Origin of the sequence: Couchioplanes azureus, assembly GCF_014648355.1 — a bacterium.
Lineage (GTDB): Bacteria > Actinomycetota > Actinomycetes > Mycobacteriales > Micromonosporaceae > Actinoplanes > Actinoplanes azureus.
In genome coordinates this window covers 1-15,297 of record NZ_BMQY01000004.1, presented here as the reverse complement: position 1 = coordinate 15,297, position 15,297 = coordinate 1, and the positions used below count along the sequence as shown (strand labels likewise).

Here is a 15,297-nt window from a genome sequence, read left to right as displayed (position 1 = left end):
TCCACGTTAGAGGCGCGCTCTCCCGGCCGTCCTTTTTAGTCACCGGTCTAGATGCTTCGGCTCTCTACCGTGGTGGCGATGTTGATCGAGCATCCTCGCCCTTGCCGGCGGCGGCGCCACAAGCGCGCCGGCGGCAGGGCGGGCACGCGGACCAGAAAGGGACGTCATGCAGCTCGCGTACCGCTATCCGGTACGGACCGTGGGAGTCGTCGGCGGAGGCGGCATGGGCAGCGGTATCGCCCTGACCTACGCCCTCGCCGGACACGATGTCGTCGTCGTGCAACGCAGCCCGCAGGGCTGTGCCGCCACCCGCAGCCGGCTGAGCGGGCTCGCCCGCCAGCTGGTCCGGGCCGGATCGCCCGATGCCGGACGGATGTCCACGGTGCTGGGCCGGATCCGCACCACCACGGACCTGGCGGAACTGGCCGTCGCCGACTACGTCGTGGAGGCGGTGCCCGAGGACCTCGCCGTCAAGCGGCAGGTGCACGCCGCTCTCGACGAGATCGCCGCCCCGGACGTGATCGTGGCGAGCGCCTCGACGGCGATACCGGTCGACGTGCTGGCACAGGATTGCAAGCACGTCGAGCGGATCCTCGGCACCCGGTTCTACCTGCCGGCGCCGCTGGTCCCCCTGGTCGACGTGGTCCGCGGCGAGCGGACCGGGGAGGCCGCCGTGGAGGTGGCGACCCTCCTGCTCGCCGGCGCGGGCAAGCGGCCGGTGACGTTCGACCGGCACGCCGCGGGCACCGTCGGCCCCCGGCTGCAGACCGCGCTGATCGACGAGGCGCTGCGCATCGTCGGCGAGGGGCTGGTCCCGCCGGAGACCGTCGACCGGGTCCTCACCCTCGGCGTCGGCCGGCGCTTCGGTGTCACCGGCGTGTTCGACCGGCTCGACTTCGCCGGGCTGGACACCGTCGCCGCGACACTGCGCAGCCTGGGGCGGCCGGTGCCGGCGCCGATCGAGGAGCGGGTCCGGCAGGGCCGGCTGGGCGTGAAGACCGGCGCCGGCTTCTACCCGTGGACCGACGAGCGGGTCTGCGCCGTGGAGGAGGCGCTCGCCCGCCAGCTGATCGCGCAGGCGGCGCAGGACCGCGCCCCGGCGCCGGCCGCGGGAAGGTCGCAGGCGGTCGTGGTGGACCCCGCGGTGCTGCGGCCGTTCCTCGACGCGGCGCTGGCCGCGTACCGGGCGTGCACGCCGGAGGAGCCCCCGGGCTGCTTCGCGTTGCTGGTCGGCCGGATCGAGCCGGACCGCATGGTGGTGGAGCGCGCGGTCCTGGCCCGCAACGTCCGCGGCACCGACCAGGCGGCGGCCGGCGAGTACGAGTCCACCATCGTCCCGTGCTTCGGCGAGGCCTACGGCAACCGGCGCCGGGGCTTCTGGTGCCATGCGGTGGACCAGCTGCGGGTCCACCGGGAAGCCGAGGCGGACGGGCTGGAGGTGCTGGGCTCCGTCCACCTGCACCCGGACTGGCACCGGATCGGCCCTCCCGGCGAGCGCGGCCTGCACATCAGCCAGCACCCGACGGCGATGGACGCGTACATGATCCAGCAGACACAGTGGCCGCTGAACATGATCTGCTACATCGAGTCCTCGGGTGACGGCTGTTCCTACACCTTCGGCGCGTGGGCGCCGCCCGCGGACGGCGGCAACCGGTGCGAGGAGCTGACGCTGCACTGGAGCGTGCCGGCCCGGTAGCACCGCGCCGGGTCACGCCGCACCCACCGCCTGCCGGGCCGCGTCGGTGGGGCCGGCGCCGGCTGCGTGAGCGCGGCGACGATCGGGGCGGCACCTCGGGTGGATTATTCACCGGGCTGCGGGAGCGCCAGGTCGAGGAGATAGCCGACGGTGCTCCCGCGGCCGCCGTGGCGAAGATCGGCGCGCCGCATCACCGGCACGTCGTGACCCTGCCCACGGTACGCCGGCCCGGGCCCGCCCACCGCACCGTCCAGCCGGGTGATCCGGCGGACGGTCCAGGCCCGCACGGCGCGATCCCGCAGCTCGGCCTCGGGTGCGAAGCCGTCGGTCTCGTACGGCTCGGCGATGCCGAGCTGGCCGCGTACTCGTAGCCAGGTTCCGGGCCGCGGAACGGGCAGGGCCGGATCCGAGCCGGCCTCCCGGTCGCCGGGCCGTCCCGGCATGCGGGGTGAGGGACTCGCGTCCGCCTCGCTGACGTACATACCGAGCCCGCCGACATCGAGCATCCAGCCGTCCGGCCAGATGCGGCTCTCCGCCGGGACCACGCTGCCGACAAGGTCGTAGATCCGCCGGTGGCCGGGGTCGGACCGGCTGCCCGGGGTGGAGGTCACCGCGGTACGGCGATGCTCCGCGCCCACACCGGCGCGGTACCGGCAGAAAAGCGCCAAGGGCAGCTCCGCCACGCCGCCGACCTCGGCGGTGAACCCGTCGCCGGCGACCACGTGGGAAGGAACGAAGACGTCACGCCACAGCACGCCCCCGATGATCCCTGATGACGGCAGGCGCCACGCGCGGCACGGCCGCTACGGGTCGAGGAGCTGCTCGCGAAGGATGTCGGCGTGTCCGCAGTGCTGCGCGAGCTCGCGCAGCACGTGGAGGTACACCCACCGCAGCGGGAGCGGGCCGCGCCGGTTGCCGTGGACGAGGTCGTCCAGCCCCAGGGCCGAGGTCGCGCGGCGGGACGCCTCGCATGCCTCGCGGTGCGCTCGCTGGACCGAGGCGATGGTGTCGTCGGGGTGCAGGACGAACGACTCGTCCGGCGTGGCCGGGATGCCGATCTCGGCGCGCGAGCGGCAGGTGATCGCTTCGTCGAACCAGACCTTCTCGACGAAGACGGCGTGCTTCACCAACCCGAGCAGGGTGGTCCGGGAGCGGACCAGCGATCGGCGCACCTGTTCCTCGCTCAGCCCGTCCAGGCATCGGTGGAGCGCGTCGCGGTGGTCGTCGAGGAACGCCTCGAACTGTTCGCGGACCGGCCGGGCGATGACGTCCTCGGCCGGCGTCCTGGGAAGGGAGGGCACGCCCGCAGCATCCCAGAGGGCCCAGTCGAAGAACAACTCGCGACCACCGGCAGGCCGCGCGGTCCTCGGTGGGCCCGATGCTCAGTTGGCGTCCGGCAGGAGGATCGGCGTGCCGTCCGCCCATGCGCAGTCGTCGGCGGGGACGCCGAGCGGCTGGTAGGAGACTTGGATGCCGTAGCCCTCCCGCTCGGAGGTCACCACGAACCACCACGGGCAGCCGCCGCCGGCGGGCTTGGTCGCCGAGTACAGGCCCACGGTGGTGGGGTCGGGTCGCCAGCCCGAGCGCTCGGCGAGGCCGGCGTAGTAGGCCCGGACGCCGGCCTGCGTCATGGTGGTCGTCAGCCGCCGGCTCACCGCGCCGTGCGACACCGCGCCGAGGGAGCTGCCGGGTGGCGAGGTGTCGCACGACACCGAGTCGACGTCCATGCCGAGGCTGCCCGCGCCCGGGTGCTCGTTGAGCACCGGTTCCTTCCGGATCTGCGCCACGGTCTCCGGCCGGTGGCGGCAGCCGGTCCCGCTGGACGATGCCGCGTCCTTGCGGAAAGCCGGTTCCGCCACGGCCCAGCCGAACAGAGCGGTCACCAGGACCGGCCCGGCCACCATGCCGATCCGCCGGAGCGCGCGTCCGCGCGCGGCGGCCGGATCCTGCGATGGCGCGGGCGGCGGAGGCGCCGGCGACCCGGGTGCGGATGCCGCAGCAGGGTGCGGTGGGTGCGTGCTCATCGCGGTTCCTCCGGTCCGGACCGAGACGTTCGGTGATCATCGATGCGGCGGATGATAGGGCCGGGCCCGGCACGGCGTCCCGCCCGGCGGCGGTCCGGCGGCGCGGATCTCGTTGCGCAATTCTTGCAAGAGATTCCAGGGTCTACAGTGACGCCCATGCGCGCACGACTCTCCGACATCGCGCGCCAGGCCGAGGTCAGCGAGGCGACGGTGTCGCGGGTGCTCAACGACCGGCCCGGCGTGTCCGCCGACACCCGGCAGGCCGTACTGACCGCTCTCGACGTGCTCGGCTACGAGCGCCCCGAAAGGCTGCGCAAGCGCAGCGCCGGGCTCGTCGGCCTCATCGTGCCCGAGCTGGAGAACCCGATCTTCCCGGCGTTCGCACAGACGATCGAGTCGGCGCTGGCGCAGTCCGGGTTCACGCCGGTGCTGTGCACGCAGACCCCGGGCGGAGTCACCGAGGACGAATACGTCGAGATGCTGCTCGACCGCCAGGTTTCCGGCATCGTCTTCGTCTCCGGCCTGCACGCCGACACCACCGCCGACCACGAGCGCTACCGGCGCCTGGTGGGCCGGCCGCTGCCGATCGTGCTGATCAACGGCTACGCCGAGGGCCTGGACGCCCCGTTCATCTCGTGCGACGACCGGCTCGCCGGCGAGATGGCGGTCAACCATCTGGTCGCCCTCGGCCACCGGCGGATCGGCTTCATCTCCGGCCCGGACCGCTTCCTCAACGTGCAACGCAAGCTCGACGGCTACCGTACGGCGATGCGCCGCGAGCTCGACGTGACGGACCGGGAGCTCGAGGACCTGATCGCGCTCTCCCTCTTCGGCGTCGAGGGCGGCGAGGTGGCCGCCGGGCAGCTGCTCGATCGCGGGGTCACCGGCGTCGTCTGCGGCTCGGACCTGATGGCGCTGGGCGCCATCAGGGCGGCCCGCCGGCGCGGGCTCAGCGTGCCGCTCGACGTCTCGGTGGTGGGCTACGACGACTCGCCGCTGATCGCCTTCACGGATCCGCCGCTGACCACCGTGCGCCAGCCGGTGGCGGCGATGGGCAACGCGGCCATCCGCCAGCTCGTGGACGAGATCAACGGGCACGGCGCGCCGCGCTCGGAGTACGTCTTCCCGCCCGAGCTGGTGGTGCGTGGATCGACCGCCATGAACAAGAGCGGGCGCGGGCCGGAGAGCGTGACGTTCCCGGCTGCATAGAGCACCGTCGCTTTACCTTGTGGAAACAGGCTGATAATTTTCCTCCAGTTGCGCAAGGAGTTTCATCGGCTCCCGCGTCCTGGAGGCACCCATGCGGATCCGTCCGGTCCTCGCCGCGGTGACCGTCCTGCTCGCCGCGGCGCTCGCGGCGGCCTGCTCCGGCCGCGAGCGGGCGGAGGCGTCCATGGAGCCGTCCGGCGCCCGGGACGTCATCGTGCATCTCTTCGCCTGGCCGTGGGCGTCGGTGGCCGGCGAGTGCACCCGGGTGCTGGGCCCGAAGGGCTACGGCGGGGTCCAGGTGTCGCCGCCGCAGGAGCACGTCGTCCTGCCGGGCAAGGGCTATCCGTGGTGGCAGGACTACCAGCCGGTCAGCTACCGGCTCACCTCGCGCCGCGGCGACCGGGAGGCGTTCGCGGCCATGGTGCGCGCCTGCCACGCCGCCGGGGTGAAGGTCTACGCCGACGCGGTGGTCAACCACATGGCCGGTGGCGCCTCCACCGGCCCCGGTAGCGGCGGCTCGGCGTACTCGCAGTACGCGTATCCGGCGGTGCCCTACGGCGACGGCGACTTCCACCACTGCGGCCGCAACGGCACCGACGACATCGCCGACTGGGGCGACCGCTGGGAGATCCAGAACTGCGAGCTGGTCGACCTCTCCGACCTGCGCACCGAGTCGCCGTACGTGCGCGGCAAGCTCGTCGCCTACCTGGACGACCTGGTGTCGCTGGGCGTGGACGGCTTCCGGGTCGACGCCGCCAAGCATCTGAGCGCGGCCGACCTCGCCGCCGTCGTCGACGCGGTCCGCGGCGACCCGTACGTCTACTCCGAGGTCATCGAGGGCGGCGCCGGCGAGCCGGGCCCGGAGGAGTACACCGGCATCGGCGCGGTCACGGAGTTCCGCTACGGCGACGTGGTGGGCGGCGCGTTCCGCGACGGCAAGCTGTCCGGCCTGCGTGACCTCGCCACCCGGATGCGGGTGGGTTCCGGTGACGCGGTGGCGTTCGTGGACAACCACGACACCCAGCGCACCGGCCGCGCCTCGCTGACCTACCGCGACGGGGCCCCGTACGCGCTCGCCGAGGCCTTCATGATCGCCTGGCCGTACGGTGTCCCGCAGGTCATGTCGAGCTTCACCTTCGGCGACCCGGAGGCCGGCCCGCCCACCGCGGGCGACGGCACCACCACCGCGGTGAGCTGCGGCGACGGCTGGCAGTGCGAGCACCGGTGGCGGACCACCGCGAACATGGTGGCGCTGCGGACCACGGCCGCGGGCGCCCCGGTGACCCACTGGTGGAGCAACGGGACGGACCAGATCGCCTTCGGGCGCGGCGGCGCGGCGTACGTCGCCTTCAACCGCTCCGGCGCGGCGCTGACCCGGACCTTCCAGACGTCGTTGCCGGCCGGCGGCTACTGCGACGTGATGGCCGGCGACTTCTCGGCCGGCACGTGCACCGGTCCGGCGTACACGGTGGACGCCTCGGGGCGGGTGACCGCCACCGTGCCGGCCGGCGCGGCGCTCGCGCTGCACGCCGGCGCCCGCGTCGGCCCCGCCACCCCGGTGCCCGCCTGCGCGAGCGCGCCGGTCACGTTCGCGGTGACGGTGACCACGACCTGGGGACAGAACGTCTTCGTCACCGGCGACACGGCCGGGATCGGCGGCTGGAACCCGGCGGCGGCCGTCCCGCTCTCGGCCGCGGCGTACCCGGTGTGGCGCGCGACCGTGACCCTGCCGGGCGCCACGACGGTGCAGTACAAGTACCTCGAGAAGGAGGGCTCCACGGTCGTCCGGGAGAGCGGCGCCAACCGCGTCCGGACCACCGCGGCCGCCGGGCCCTGCGGCGCGACCTGGCAGGACACCTGGCGGTGAGTTGCCACCGTCGGACATGATCGGCTGATGAGTTCCGTCCTGCGCCGCAGCCTGCGCCTGCGGCTCATGATCATCTGGACGGTTCTCGTCACCGGCTGCTACTTCATGCTGCTGTACCGTTACGACCTGCTGTTCTGGGTCGACCAGGGCTGGGGCTGCGAGCTGACCTCGCTGCCGGACCAGATCCGGCCCTGCGGACGGATCCAGGTCGTCAGCTGGAAGACCGACCTGGCCATCTACGCGGTGCTGGCGGTCCTGCTGCTGCTCGTCGGGCGGGCCCTGACCGCCTGGTGCCTGCGGCCCGTGCGCGACCTGGTGCCGGTCATCGCCCAGGTCGGGCCGCAGAACCTCGGGTTCCGCATCGACACCGGCGGCCGGCGCCGCGACGAGCTGGTCGCCCTCTCCGCGGAGCTGAACGCGATGATGGACCGGATCGCCGCCGGCTACGAGGGCCAGCGGCGCTTCGCGGCCAACGCCTCGCACGAGCTGCGGACCCCGCTGGCGGTGCAGCGGACGCTGATCGAGGTCGGCATGGCGCACGTGAGCAACGCCGACCAGCTCGCCCTGGTGACCGCGCAGCTGCTGGAGACCAACGAGCGCAACGAACGGCTCATCGAGGGCCTGCTCGTGCTGACCGAGGTCGAGCAGGGTCTGGCCGGCAGCACTCCGCAGCAGCTGCACAAGATCGCCGCCGGGGTGGTGGAGGCCCACGCGGAGCAGGCGGCGACGGCCGGCGTCACCATCGCCACCGACCTGGCCGTCCGTACCGTCCCCGGCGAGGAGGTGCTCCTGGAGCGCCTGGTCACCAACCTGGTCCAGAATGCGATCAAGTACAACCGCCCGGGCGGCACCGTCCACGTCCGGGTCGGCGCGGCACCCGCCCTGACGGTGGTCAACACCGGGCCGCCGGTGCCGGCCGACGCGGTGGCCGGACTCTTCGAGCCGTTCAAGCGCCTGGGCTCCGACCGCATCGACCACAGCGGCGGCGCGGGGCTCGGGCTGGCCATCGCGCGCTCGATCGTGCACGCGCACCAGGGCATGATCGCCGCCGTGCCCGGCGAGCAGGGCGGCCTGCGGGTCGAGGTTCGCCTCCCGGAAGAAAGCCACAAACGGCCGTAATGTCGGTAGTATGGGTTTTCGACGCCGCGTGGCCGGATTGCTCGCCGCCGCCAGTCTGCTGACCTCCTGCACGTCGCACGCCGCGCCCGGGCCGGCCGCCTCGGTCAGCCCCGCACCGCCGGCCGGGAACCGGCCCAACATCGTCCTGGTGCTGACCGACGACCTGTCGACGAACCTGGTCCAGTTCATGCCCCACCTGCGCGACCTGCAACGCCGGGGCACGACGTTCACCGAGTACACGGTCTCGAACTCGCTGTGCTGCCCGTCGCGGGCGTCCCTGCTCACCGGGAAGTTCCCGCACGGGACCGGGGTCTACACCAACGGCGGCATCGACGGCGGCTTCGTACTCTTCCACCGGCGCGGCCACGAACGGTCCACATTCGCCACCGATCTGCGCAGGGCCGGGTACCGCACGGCCTTCCTGGGCAAGTACCTCAACCGGTACGAGCCGGGCAACACCCTCGGCGGCGCCCGGGCGTACGTGCCGCCCGGCTGGACCGACTGGTACGCCGCGGGCAACGCCTACGCGCAGTTCGACTACGTGCTCAACGAGAACGGCAAGCTCCGCCGGTACGGCAGCGCGCCCGGCGACTACCTGACCGACGTGCTCGGTGCCAAGGCGTCCGCGTTCATCGAGGACGCGGCGGCGGCCCGTACCCCGTTCCTGGTCGAGGTGTCGACGTTCGCGCCGCACTCGCCCTACACCCCGGCACCGCGCGACGCCGGGGCCTTCGCCGGGCTGCGGGCGCCGCGCGGGCCGGCCTTCGACGCGCTGCCCGCGGACCCCCCGGCGTGGCTGGCGGACCGGGCGCCGCTCACCGCCGCGCAGCAGGCGGAGATCGACGACGTCTTCCGCCGGCGGGCGCAGTCCGTACGCTCGATCGACCGGCTGCTCGCCTCCCTGCAGGACACCCTCGAACGCTCCGGCGTGGCCCGGGACACCGTCGTGGTGTTCACCTCCGACAACGGTTTCCACACCGGCGAGTACCGGCTCCTGCCGGGCAAGCAGACGGCCTTCGACACCGACGTCCGGGTGCCGCTGGTCGTCGCCGGTCCCGGGATCGCCGCGGGGCGCCGCGTCGCCGCACCGGTGCAGAACGTCGACCTGCGGCCCACCTTCGCCGGCCTCGCCGGGGCCGACCTGCCCGCCGACGTCCACGGCCGCGACCTGCGCCCGCTGCTGTCGGGCGGCACACCCGCCTGGCGTACGGCCGCGCTCGTCGAGCACCACGGCCCGGACGCCGACCCCACCGACCCGGACCGGCCGCGGCCCGGCAGCGGCAACCCGCCCTCGTACGCGGCCCTGCGCACCGCCACCTTCACCTACGTGGAGTACGTCGACGGCGCGCGGGAGTTCTACAACCGCCGCACGGACCCGCACCAGCTGCGCAACCTCTACCCCCGGCTGGCCGAGTCCCGGCGCGCAGACCTGCACGACGCGCTGAAGAAGCTGACCACCTGCCGCGGCGCGGGGTGCCGGACGGCGGACCGGCTCCGGGGGTGAACGCGATCAGGAATCGAGAAGCAGGGCCGCGAGGCCCCACGTAACCTGGCCGCCATGGACCGGAACCCGAGGCGGCCCGCGCCGCACGCCGCCGACAGCCACGACCTGATCCGCGTGCAGGGCGCGCGGGAGAACAACCTCAAGGACGTCAGCGTCGAGATCCCGAAGCGCCGGCTGACGGTCTTCACCGGCGTCTCCGGCTCGGGCAAGAGCTCGCTGGTGTTCGGCACCGTCGCCGCGGAGTCGCAGCGCCTGATCAACGAGACCTACAGCGCCTTCCTGCAGGGGTTCATGCCGACGCTGGCCCGGCCGGAGGTCGACCTGCTGGAGGGGCTGACCACGGCGATCATCGTCGACCAGGAGCGGATGGGCGCCAATCCGCGCTCCACCGTCGGCACCGCGACCGACGCCAACGCGATGCTGCGCATCCTGTTCAGCCGGCTCGGAGACCCGCACATCGGCTCGCCGAACGCGTACTCGTTCAACATCCCCTCGGTGAAGGCCAGCGGCGCGATCACCGTCGAGCGCGGCGAGGGCACGAAGGCCGAGAAGGTCACCTTCACCCGGCTCGGCGGCATGTGCCCGCGCTGCGAGGGCATGGGCGCGATCAACGACATCGACGTGACCGCCCTGTACGACGACACCAAGTCGCTCAACGAGGGTGCGCTGACCATCCCCGGCTACAGCATGGACGGCTGGTACGGACGCATCTTCCGGGGCTGCGGCTACTTCGACCCGGACAAGCCGCTCGGCAAGTACACCAAGAAGGAACGCCACGACCTGCTGTACCGGGAGCCCACCAAGATCAAGGTCGACGGGATCAACCTCACCTACTCGGGGCTAATCCCGGCGATCCAGAAGTCCTTCCTGTCCAAGGACGTCGAGGCGATGCAGCCGCACGTGCGCGCCTTCGTGGAGCGGGCGGTGACGTTCACGACCTGCCCCGACTGCGCCGGCACCCGGCTCGGCGAGGCGGCGCGGTCGTCGAAGATCAGGGGCAGGAACATCGCCGACCTGTGCGCGATGCAGATCAGCGACCTGGCCGAGTGGGTCCGCGAGCTCCGCGAGCCGTCGGTGGCCCCGCTGCTCACCGGCCTGCAGCATCTCCTCGACTCGTTCGCGGAGATCGGCCTGGGCTACCTCTCGCTCGACCGGCCGTCCGGTACCCTGTCCGGCGGCGAGGCCCAGCGCACCAAGATGATCCGCCACCTCGGATCGTCGCTCACCGACGTCACGTACGTCTTCGACGAGCCCACGATCGGCCTGCACCCGCACGACATCCAGCGGATGAACGACCTGCTGCTGCAGCTGCGGGACAAGGGCAACACCGTCCTGGTCGTCGAGCACAAGCCGGAGGCGATCGCGATCGCCGACCACGTCGTCGACCTCGGCCCGGGCGCCGGCACCGCGGGCGGCGAGGTGGTCTTCGAGGGCACCGTCGACGGGCTGCGCAAGGCCGGCACGCTGACCGGGCGGCACCTGGACGACCGCGCGTCCCTGAAGCCGTCGGTACGCACGCCGTCGGGCAAGCTGCCGGTCCGCGGGGCCGATACCCACAACCTGCGCAAGGTGGATGTGGACATACCGCTGGGCGTGCTGGTCGTGGTCACGGGCGTGGCCGGGTCCGGCAAGAGCTCCCTGATCCACGGCTCGGTCTCGGGCCGCGACGGGGTGGTGTCGGTCGACCAGTCCGCGATCAGGGGCTCCCGGCGCAGCAACCCGGCCACGTACACCGGCCTGCTCGACCCGATCCGCAAGGCGTTCGCGAAGGCCAACGGCGTGAAGCCGGCCCTGTTCAGCGCCAACTCGGAGGGCGCCTGCCCGACCTGCAACGGCGCCGGCGTCATCTACACCGACCTGGGCATGATGGCGGGTGTCGCGACCACCTGCGAGGACTGCGCCGGCAAGCGGTTCCAGGCGTCGGTGCTGGAGCACCACCTCGGCGGCCGCGACATCAGCGAGGTTCTCGCGATGTCGGTGACCGAGGCCGAGGAGTTCTTCGGCGCGGGCGAGGCACGCACCCCGGCCGCGCACGCCATCCTCGGCCGCCTCGCCGACGTGGGCCTCGGCTACCTCAGCCTCGGCCAGCCGCTCACGACCCTGTCCGGCGGCGAGCGGCAGCGGATCAAGCTGGCCACCCAGATGGCGGGCAAGGGCAACGTCTACGTCCTCGACGAGCCGACCACCGGCCTGCACCTCGCCGACGTCGCGCAGTTGCTCGGCCTGCTGGACCGGCTCGTCGACTCCGGCAAGTCGGTGATCGTCATCGAGCATCACCAGGCGGTGATGGCCCACGCCGACTGGATCATCGACCTCGGCCCGGGCGCCGGCCACGACGGCGGCCGGATCGTCTTCGAGGGCACGCCCGCCGACCTCGTCGCGGCGCGCTCCACGCTCACCGGCGAGCACCTCGCGGACTACGTGGGCGCCTGACCGTCCCCGGCCGGGCTCGCGGGCGACGCGGCCGCCCGGGCCGTCCGGACCGCCCCGGCCGGGGCCGCCCGGGGGCTCAGGGCACCGCGGCGCCCGAGCGCCGCTTGTGCCGGTACATGGCCGCGTCGGCGCGGGCGACCAGGGTCTGGACGTCGTCGCCGGCCGCGCCGAGCGCCCACCCGACGCTGGCGCCGACGCGGTGCATCCCGGTGCCCGCGGCGATGGGCTCGGCGATCGCCGCCCGCAGGCGCTCGGCCGTCCCGGCGATGGTGGCGGCCAGGTCGGTGCCGGTGAGGACCGCCACGAACTCGTCCCCGCCGGTACGCGCGATCACCTGGTCGCCGCGCAACTGCCGCCGCAGCCGGCCGGCGACCACCCGGAGCACCTCGTCGCCGGCCTCGTGCCCGTCGGCGTCGTTGACCCGCTTGAAGCCGTCCAGGTCGACGACGAGCACGGCGACCTGGGTGCCGGGCCGCCGGCCGATCGCGTCCGCGCGGGTCTTCAGCAGGCTGCGGTTGGCCAGGCCGGTCAGGCTGTCGTGGGTGGCGGCGTGCTGGGCCTCGGCCCGGCTGCGCTCCAGCGCCGAGTGCAGCCGGGCGTGCTGGATCGCGATCGCGGCGTGCTCGGCGAACAGGGCCAGGATCTCCTGCTGCTCGGGCCCCGGCTTGCGCAGGCCCTCGGGCAGGTCGACGCTGAGCACACCCACCCACTCCCCCGAGGGCGCCATCAGCGGCGCGAACAGGCAGTCCTTCGGATGCCACCCGTCCGGGTCGTCGGTCTCCTCGATCGGCGGGGTCCAGCTGGAGAGGGTCTCCGGCACGCCGGTGCGGTGGTCCACGAAGTACAGCGCGCCCCAGCGCTCGGAGCGCCGGAACAGCTCCTGCCAGTTCTCCGCCGAGCCGCGGGCCCCGAGCAGGTCGCGGCGCAGGTCGTCGCTGCCGGCCACGGCGACGGTGGTGTAGTCGCCGTTCGGCTCGGCCAGGTTCACCGCGGCCAGCCCGAACCCGGCGGCCTCGACGACGCCGCAGGCCACGGCCTCGAGCGTACGGGTGAGATCCAGGCTGGCGTGCACCCGCTTGGTGACCGCGTGCAGGGTCCGCAGCGCCTGCAACTGGGCGTCGGCAGCGGTCATCACGCCTCCCTCCGCGGCGTCTGATCGACTGACGGTAGTCCATCCGCGGCCGGCCCGTGGGCCCCGGCACCCGCACGTCCGGGGCCCGGGGACGTCGATGCCGCACTCCGCCCCCGGTGTAGCAGGATCGATGCCATGATGATCTCTCACGACGTGTCCGGAACCGGACCGACCGTCCTGTTCGTACACTCCACGGTCGCAGACCGCCGCATGTGGGACCCGCAGGTGAGCGCGCTCGCCGCGGCCGGATACCGCGCGGTGCGGTGCGACCTGCGCGGATACGGTGAGACCCCGGCCCCCGACCGGCCGTACGACAACGCCCTCGACGTCCTGGAGCTGCTGGACGACGGGCCGGCGGCCCTGGTCGGCGCGTCGGGCGGCGGCCGCGTCTGCCTCGAGCTGGCCGCCCGCTGGCCGGACCGGGTCCGCGCGCTGGCCCTGCTGTGCACCGCCGTCGCGGACCACGAGCCGAGCGCGCAGCTGCGGGCCTTCGGCGCCCGCGAGGACGAGCTGCTCGAGGCGGGCGACGTGGCGGGCGCCACGGAGCTGAACGTGGCGACGTGGCTGGGCCCGGACGCCGGCGACGCCACCCGCGAGCGGGTCCGGCTGATGCAGCGGCACGCCTTCGAGGTGCAGCTCGCGGCGACCGCGGAGGTGGCGCCGGTCCGCACGCCGGTGGACGTCTCCGCCGTCACCGCGCCGACTCTGGTCGTCTCGGGCGGCCACGACCTGGCCGACTTCCGCGAGGTCGCCGCGCGGCTGGCCGCCCGGCTGCCCGGCTCGCGGCACGTCGAGCTGGACTGGGCGGGGCACCTGCCCAGCCTGGAGCGCCCCGGGACGGTCAACGATCTGCTGCTGGACTTCCTCGGGAACCATATATAGTCACGGGCGTCGATGTCTATCGTTCGGAAGGCAGGATCCCGTTGCGCCTGTTGCCGGTGCTCGCCGTCTGCGCCACGTTGCTGAGCGCGCCCCAGGCCGCCTCGGCCGCCGCTCCCCCGGCCTGTTACGACCGCGGAGCCGCCGTCACCTACGAGGAGGGCCGCATCGAGACGCCCGCGCTGCCCGGCGGGACCCGGGTGCCGTACCACCTGGTCGAGGTGGGCGGCTTCGGGCCGTACGTGGCGGCGCTGCAGCGCGACCTGTGCCGGGCGGCCTCCCCGGAGTCGGCCCGCCGGCTGCTGGAGCAGCACGGCACGCGGCTGTGGCAGACCGCCGTGGCCCGCGCGCAGGGCCGGGTCACGATGGGCACGATCGACCGGTACGACGACCGCCCGCTCTACTGGTCGCGCCTGATGGGCACCCGCGACATCCGCCAGTGGCGGCCGCGGTTCCCGCTCGGCGACGCGGACCGCACCGCGCTGCTGCGGACCTACGAGTACGCGGCGCGCGGCGTGGCGCACACGAGCTTCGGCGGCGGGGTGCGGCGCGTGCTGGTCAGCGGCTTCGACCCGTACCAGCTGAACGGGGAGATCCGTCGCTCCAACCCGTCGGGGGCCTCGGCGCTGCAGCTCGACGGGCTGACCTACCGCGACGGCGACGCGACCGTCCGGGTGCGCGCCGTGGTGCTGCCCGTGACCTGGAGCGGCTTCGACGCCGGCATCGTGGAGGACGCGTTCGGGCCGCACCTGGCGGCCGGCGCCCGGGAGCCCGCCGATCTGATCATGACCATCAGCCAGGGCGGCCGCGGGGCGATGGTCGTCGAGCAGTGGGCCGGCGCATGGCGGGGCGGCTATCCGGACAACAACAACGAGGGAGAGGCGGAGCTCATCCCGCCGGCGCCGCGGTGGCCGCAGCCGTCGCCCACCCCGGAGTTCATCGAGACGACGCTGCCCCACCAGGCGATGACCGGTGCGGGGACGGGCCCGTGGCCGACCACCTTGAACCCGCGCCTCTGCGAGTGGGCGGCGGGCACCCGCCCCTCCGGCCCGGTGCGCTGCCACGGCGACGGTCCCTCGCCGGGCGCCGAGGCGCAGGCCGGCGGCGGCGGCAACTACCTGTCGAACGAGAGCATGTACCGCGCCAACCGGCTGCGGCGGGAGCTGGGCGCGACCGGCGTGCCCGGCGGCCACCTGCACATCTCCGCCCTGGTCTACCCGGCGGACCCGGTCGTGGTCGTCGACGACGCGTTCGCCGCGGACCGCGCCGCGACCGTCGACCAGACGGTGGCCCTGGTGCGGGCGGCCGGCGCGGCGGCGTAGGGCACGAAAAAGCCGCCCCGCGGTGTGCGGGGCGGCTCTCCTGCGTCCGGGATCAGGACATCAGCAGCGTCGGGAGCTTCTCGAACAGCTGCGTCGTGTACGTCATCATCTC

12 protein-coding genes are annotated in these 15,297 nt (G+C 73.5%); 8 read left to right on the top strand and 4 right to left on the bottom strand.

Going from position 1 to position 15,297, the window contains the following annotated elements; all coding sequences use genetic code 11:
- The first annotated feature begins 166 nt into the window (after positions 1 to 166).
- The gene (locus tag IEY99_RS15140) at positions 167 to 1,696 is read left to right on the top strand and encodes a 3-hydroxyacyl-CoA dehydrogenase NAD-binding domain-containing protein (protein WP_189203668.1); all 1,530 of its coding nucleotides are present in this window, start codon (positions 167 to 169) and stop codon (positions 1,694 to 1,696) included.
- Positions 1,697 to 1,800: 104 nt separating this feature from the next.
- Here the strand turns inward: IEY99_RS15140 and IEY99_RS15135 are convergent, their stop codons facing one another.
- The 3 genes from IEY99_RS15135 to IEY99_RS15125 form a co-directional block, all read right to left on the bottom strand.
- A complete protein-coding gene (locus IEY99_RS15135; protein WP_189203667.1) occupies positions 1,801 to 2,451 on the bottom strand; it encodes a hypothetical protein in 651 nt (216 codons plus the stop codon).
- Between the two features lie 48 nt (positions 2,452 to 2,499).
- The gene (locus IEY99_RS15130; RefSeq protein ID WP_189203666.1) at positions 2,500 to 2,997 is read right to left on the bottom strand and encodes a DinB family protein; all 498 of its coding nucleotides are present in this window, start codon (positions 2,995 to 2,997) and stop codon (positions 2,500 to 2,502) included.
- 81 nt (positions 2,998 to 3,078) lie between these two features.
- Positions 3,079 to 3,600 (bottom strand): hypothetical protein, encoded by a 522-nt coding sequence (locus IEY99_RS15125; RefSeq protein ID WP_189203665.1) that lies wholly within the window; start codon positions 3,598 to 3,600, stop codon positions 3,079 to 3,081.
- Positions 3,601 to 3,876: 276 nt separating this feature from the next.
- Here IEY99_RS15125 and IEY99_RS15120 point away from each other — a divergent pair, with 276 nt between their 5' ends.
- The 5 genes from IEY99_RS15120 (at position 3,877) to IEY99_RS15100 (ending at position 11,852) form a co-directional block, all read left to right on the top strand.
- Positions 3,877 to 4,929, top strand: a complete 1,053-nt coding sequence (locus IEY99_RS15120; protein WP_189203664.1) for a LacI family DNA-binding transcriptional regulator — start codon at positions 3,877 to 3,879, stop codon at positions 4,927 to 4,929.
- 91 nt (positions 4,930 to 5,020) lie between these two features.
- Positions 5,021 to 6,796 carry a carbohydrate-binding module family 20 domain-containing protein gene (locus IEY99_RS15115; protein ID WP_189203663.1) on the top strand — a complete coding sequence of 592 codons (1,776 nt, stop codon included), beginning with the start codon at positions 5,021 to 5,023 and terminating at the stop codon, positions 6,794 to 6,796.
- A gap of 27 nt (positions 6,797 to 6,823) precedes the next feature.
- Positions 6,824 to 7,915, top strand: coding sequence for a sensor histidine kinase (locus IEY99_RS15110; protein WP_229798714.1), 1,092 nt, complete (start codon positions 6,824 to 6,826; stop codon positions 7,913 to 7,915).
- 10 nt (positions 7,916 to 7,925) lie between these two features.
- Entirely contained in the window at positions 7,926 to 9,419 is a 1,494-nt protein-coding gene (locus IEY99_RS15105) for a sulfatase family protein (RefSeq protein ID WP_189203661.1), read from the top strand.
- Between the two features lie 54 nt (positions 9,420 to 9,473).
- Positions 9,474 to 11,852: an ATP-binding cassette domain-containing protein gene (locus IEY99_RS15100; protein WP_189203659.1), complete on the top strand. Its 2,379-nt coding sequence runs from the start codon at positions 9,474 to 9,476 to the stop codon at positions 11,850 to 11,852.
- A 76-nt stretch (positions 11,853 to 11,928) separates the two neighbouring features.
- Here the strand turns inward: IEY99_RS15100 and IEY99_RS34905 are convergent, their stop codons facing one another.
- Positions 11,929 to 12,984, bottom strand: a complete 1,056-nt coding sequence (locus IEY99_RS34905; protein ID WP_189203657.1) for a diguanylate cyclase domain-containing protein — start codon at positions 12,982 to 12,984, stop codon at positions 11,929 to 11,931.
- 135 nt (positions 12,985 to 13,119) lie between these two features.
- Here IEY99_RS34905 and IEY99_RS15090 point away from each other — a divergent pair, with 135 nt between their 5' ends.
- Together IEY99_RS15090 and IEY99_RS15085 are read left to right on the top strand one after the other, a co-directional pair.
- A complete protein-coding gene (locus tag IEY99_RS15090; protein WP_189203655.1) occupies positions 13,120 to 13,866 on the top strand; it encodes an alpha/beta fold hydrolase in 747 nt (248 codons plus the stop codon).
- A gap of 41 nt (positions 13,867 to 13,907) precedes the next feature.
- Positions 13,908 to 15,185 carry a PA0049 family protein gene (locus IEY99_RS15085; protein ID WP_189203653.1) on the top strand — a complete coding sequence of 426 codons (1,278 nt, stop codon included), beginning with the start codon at positions 13,908 to 13,910 and terminating at the stop codon, positions 15,183 to 15,185.
- Positions 15,186 to 15,297: the final 112 nt, after the last annotated feature.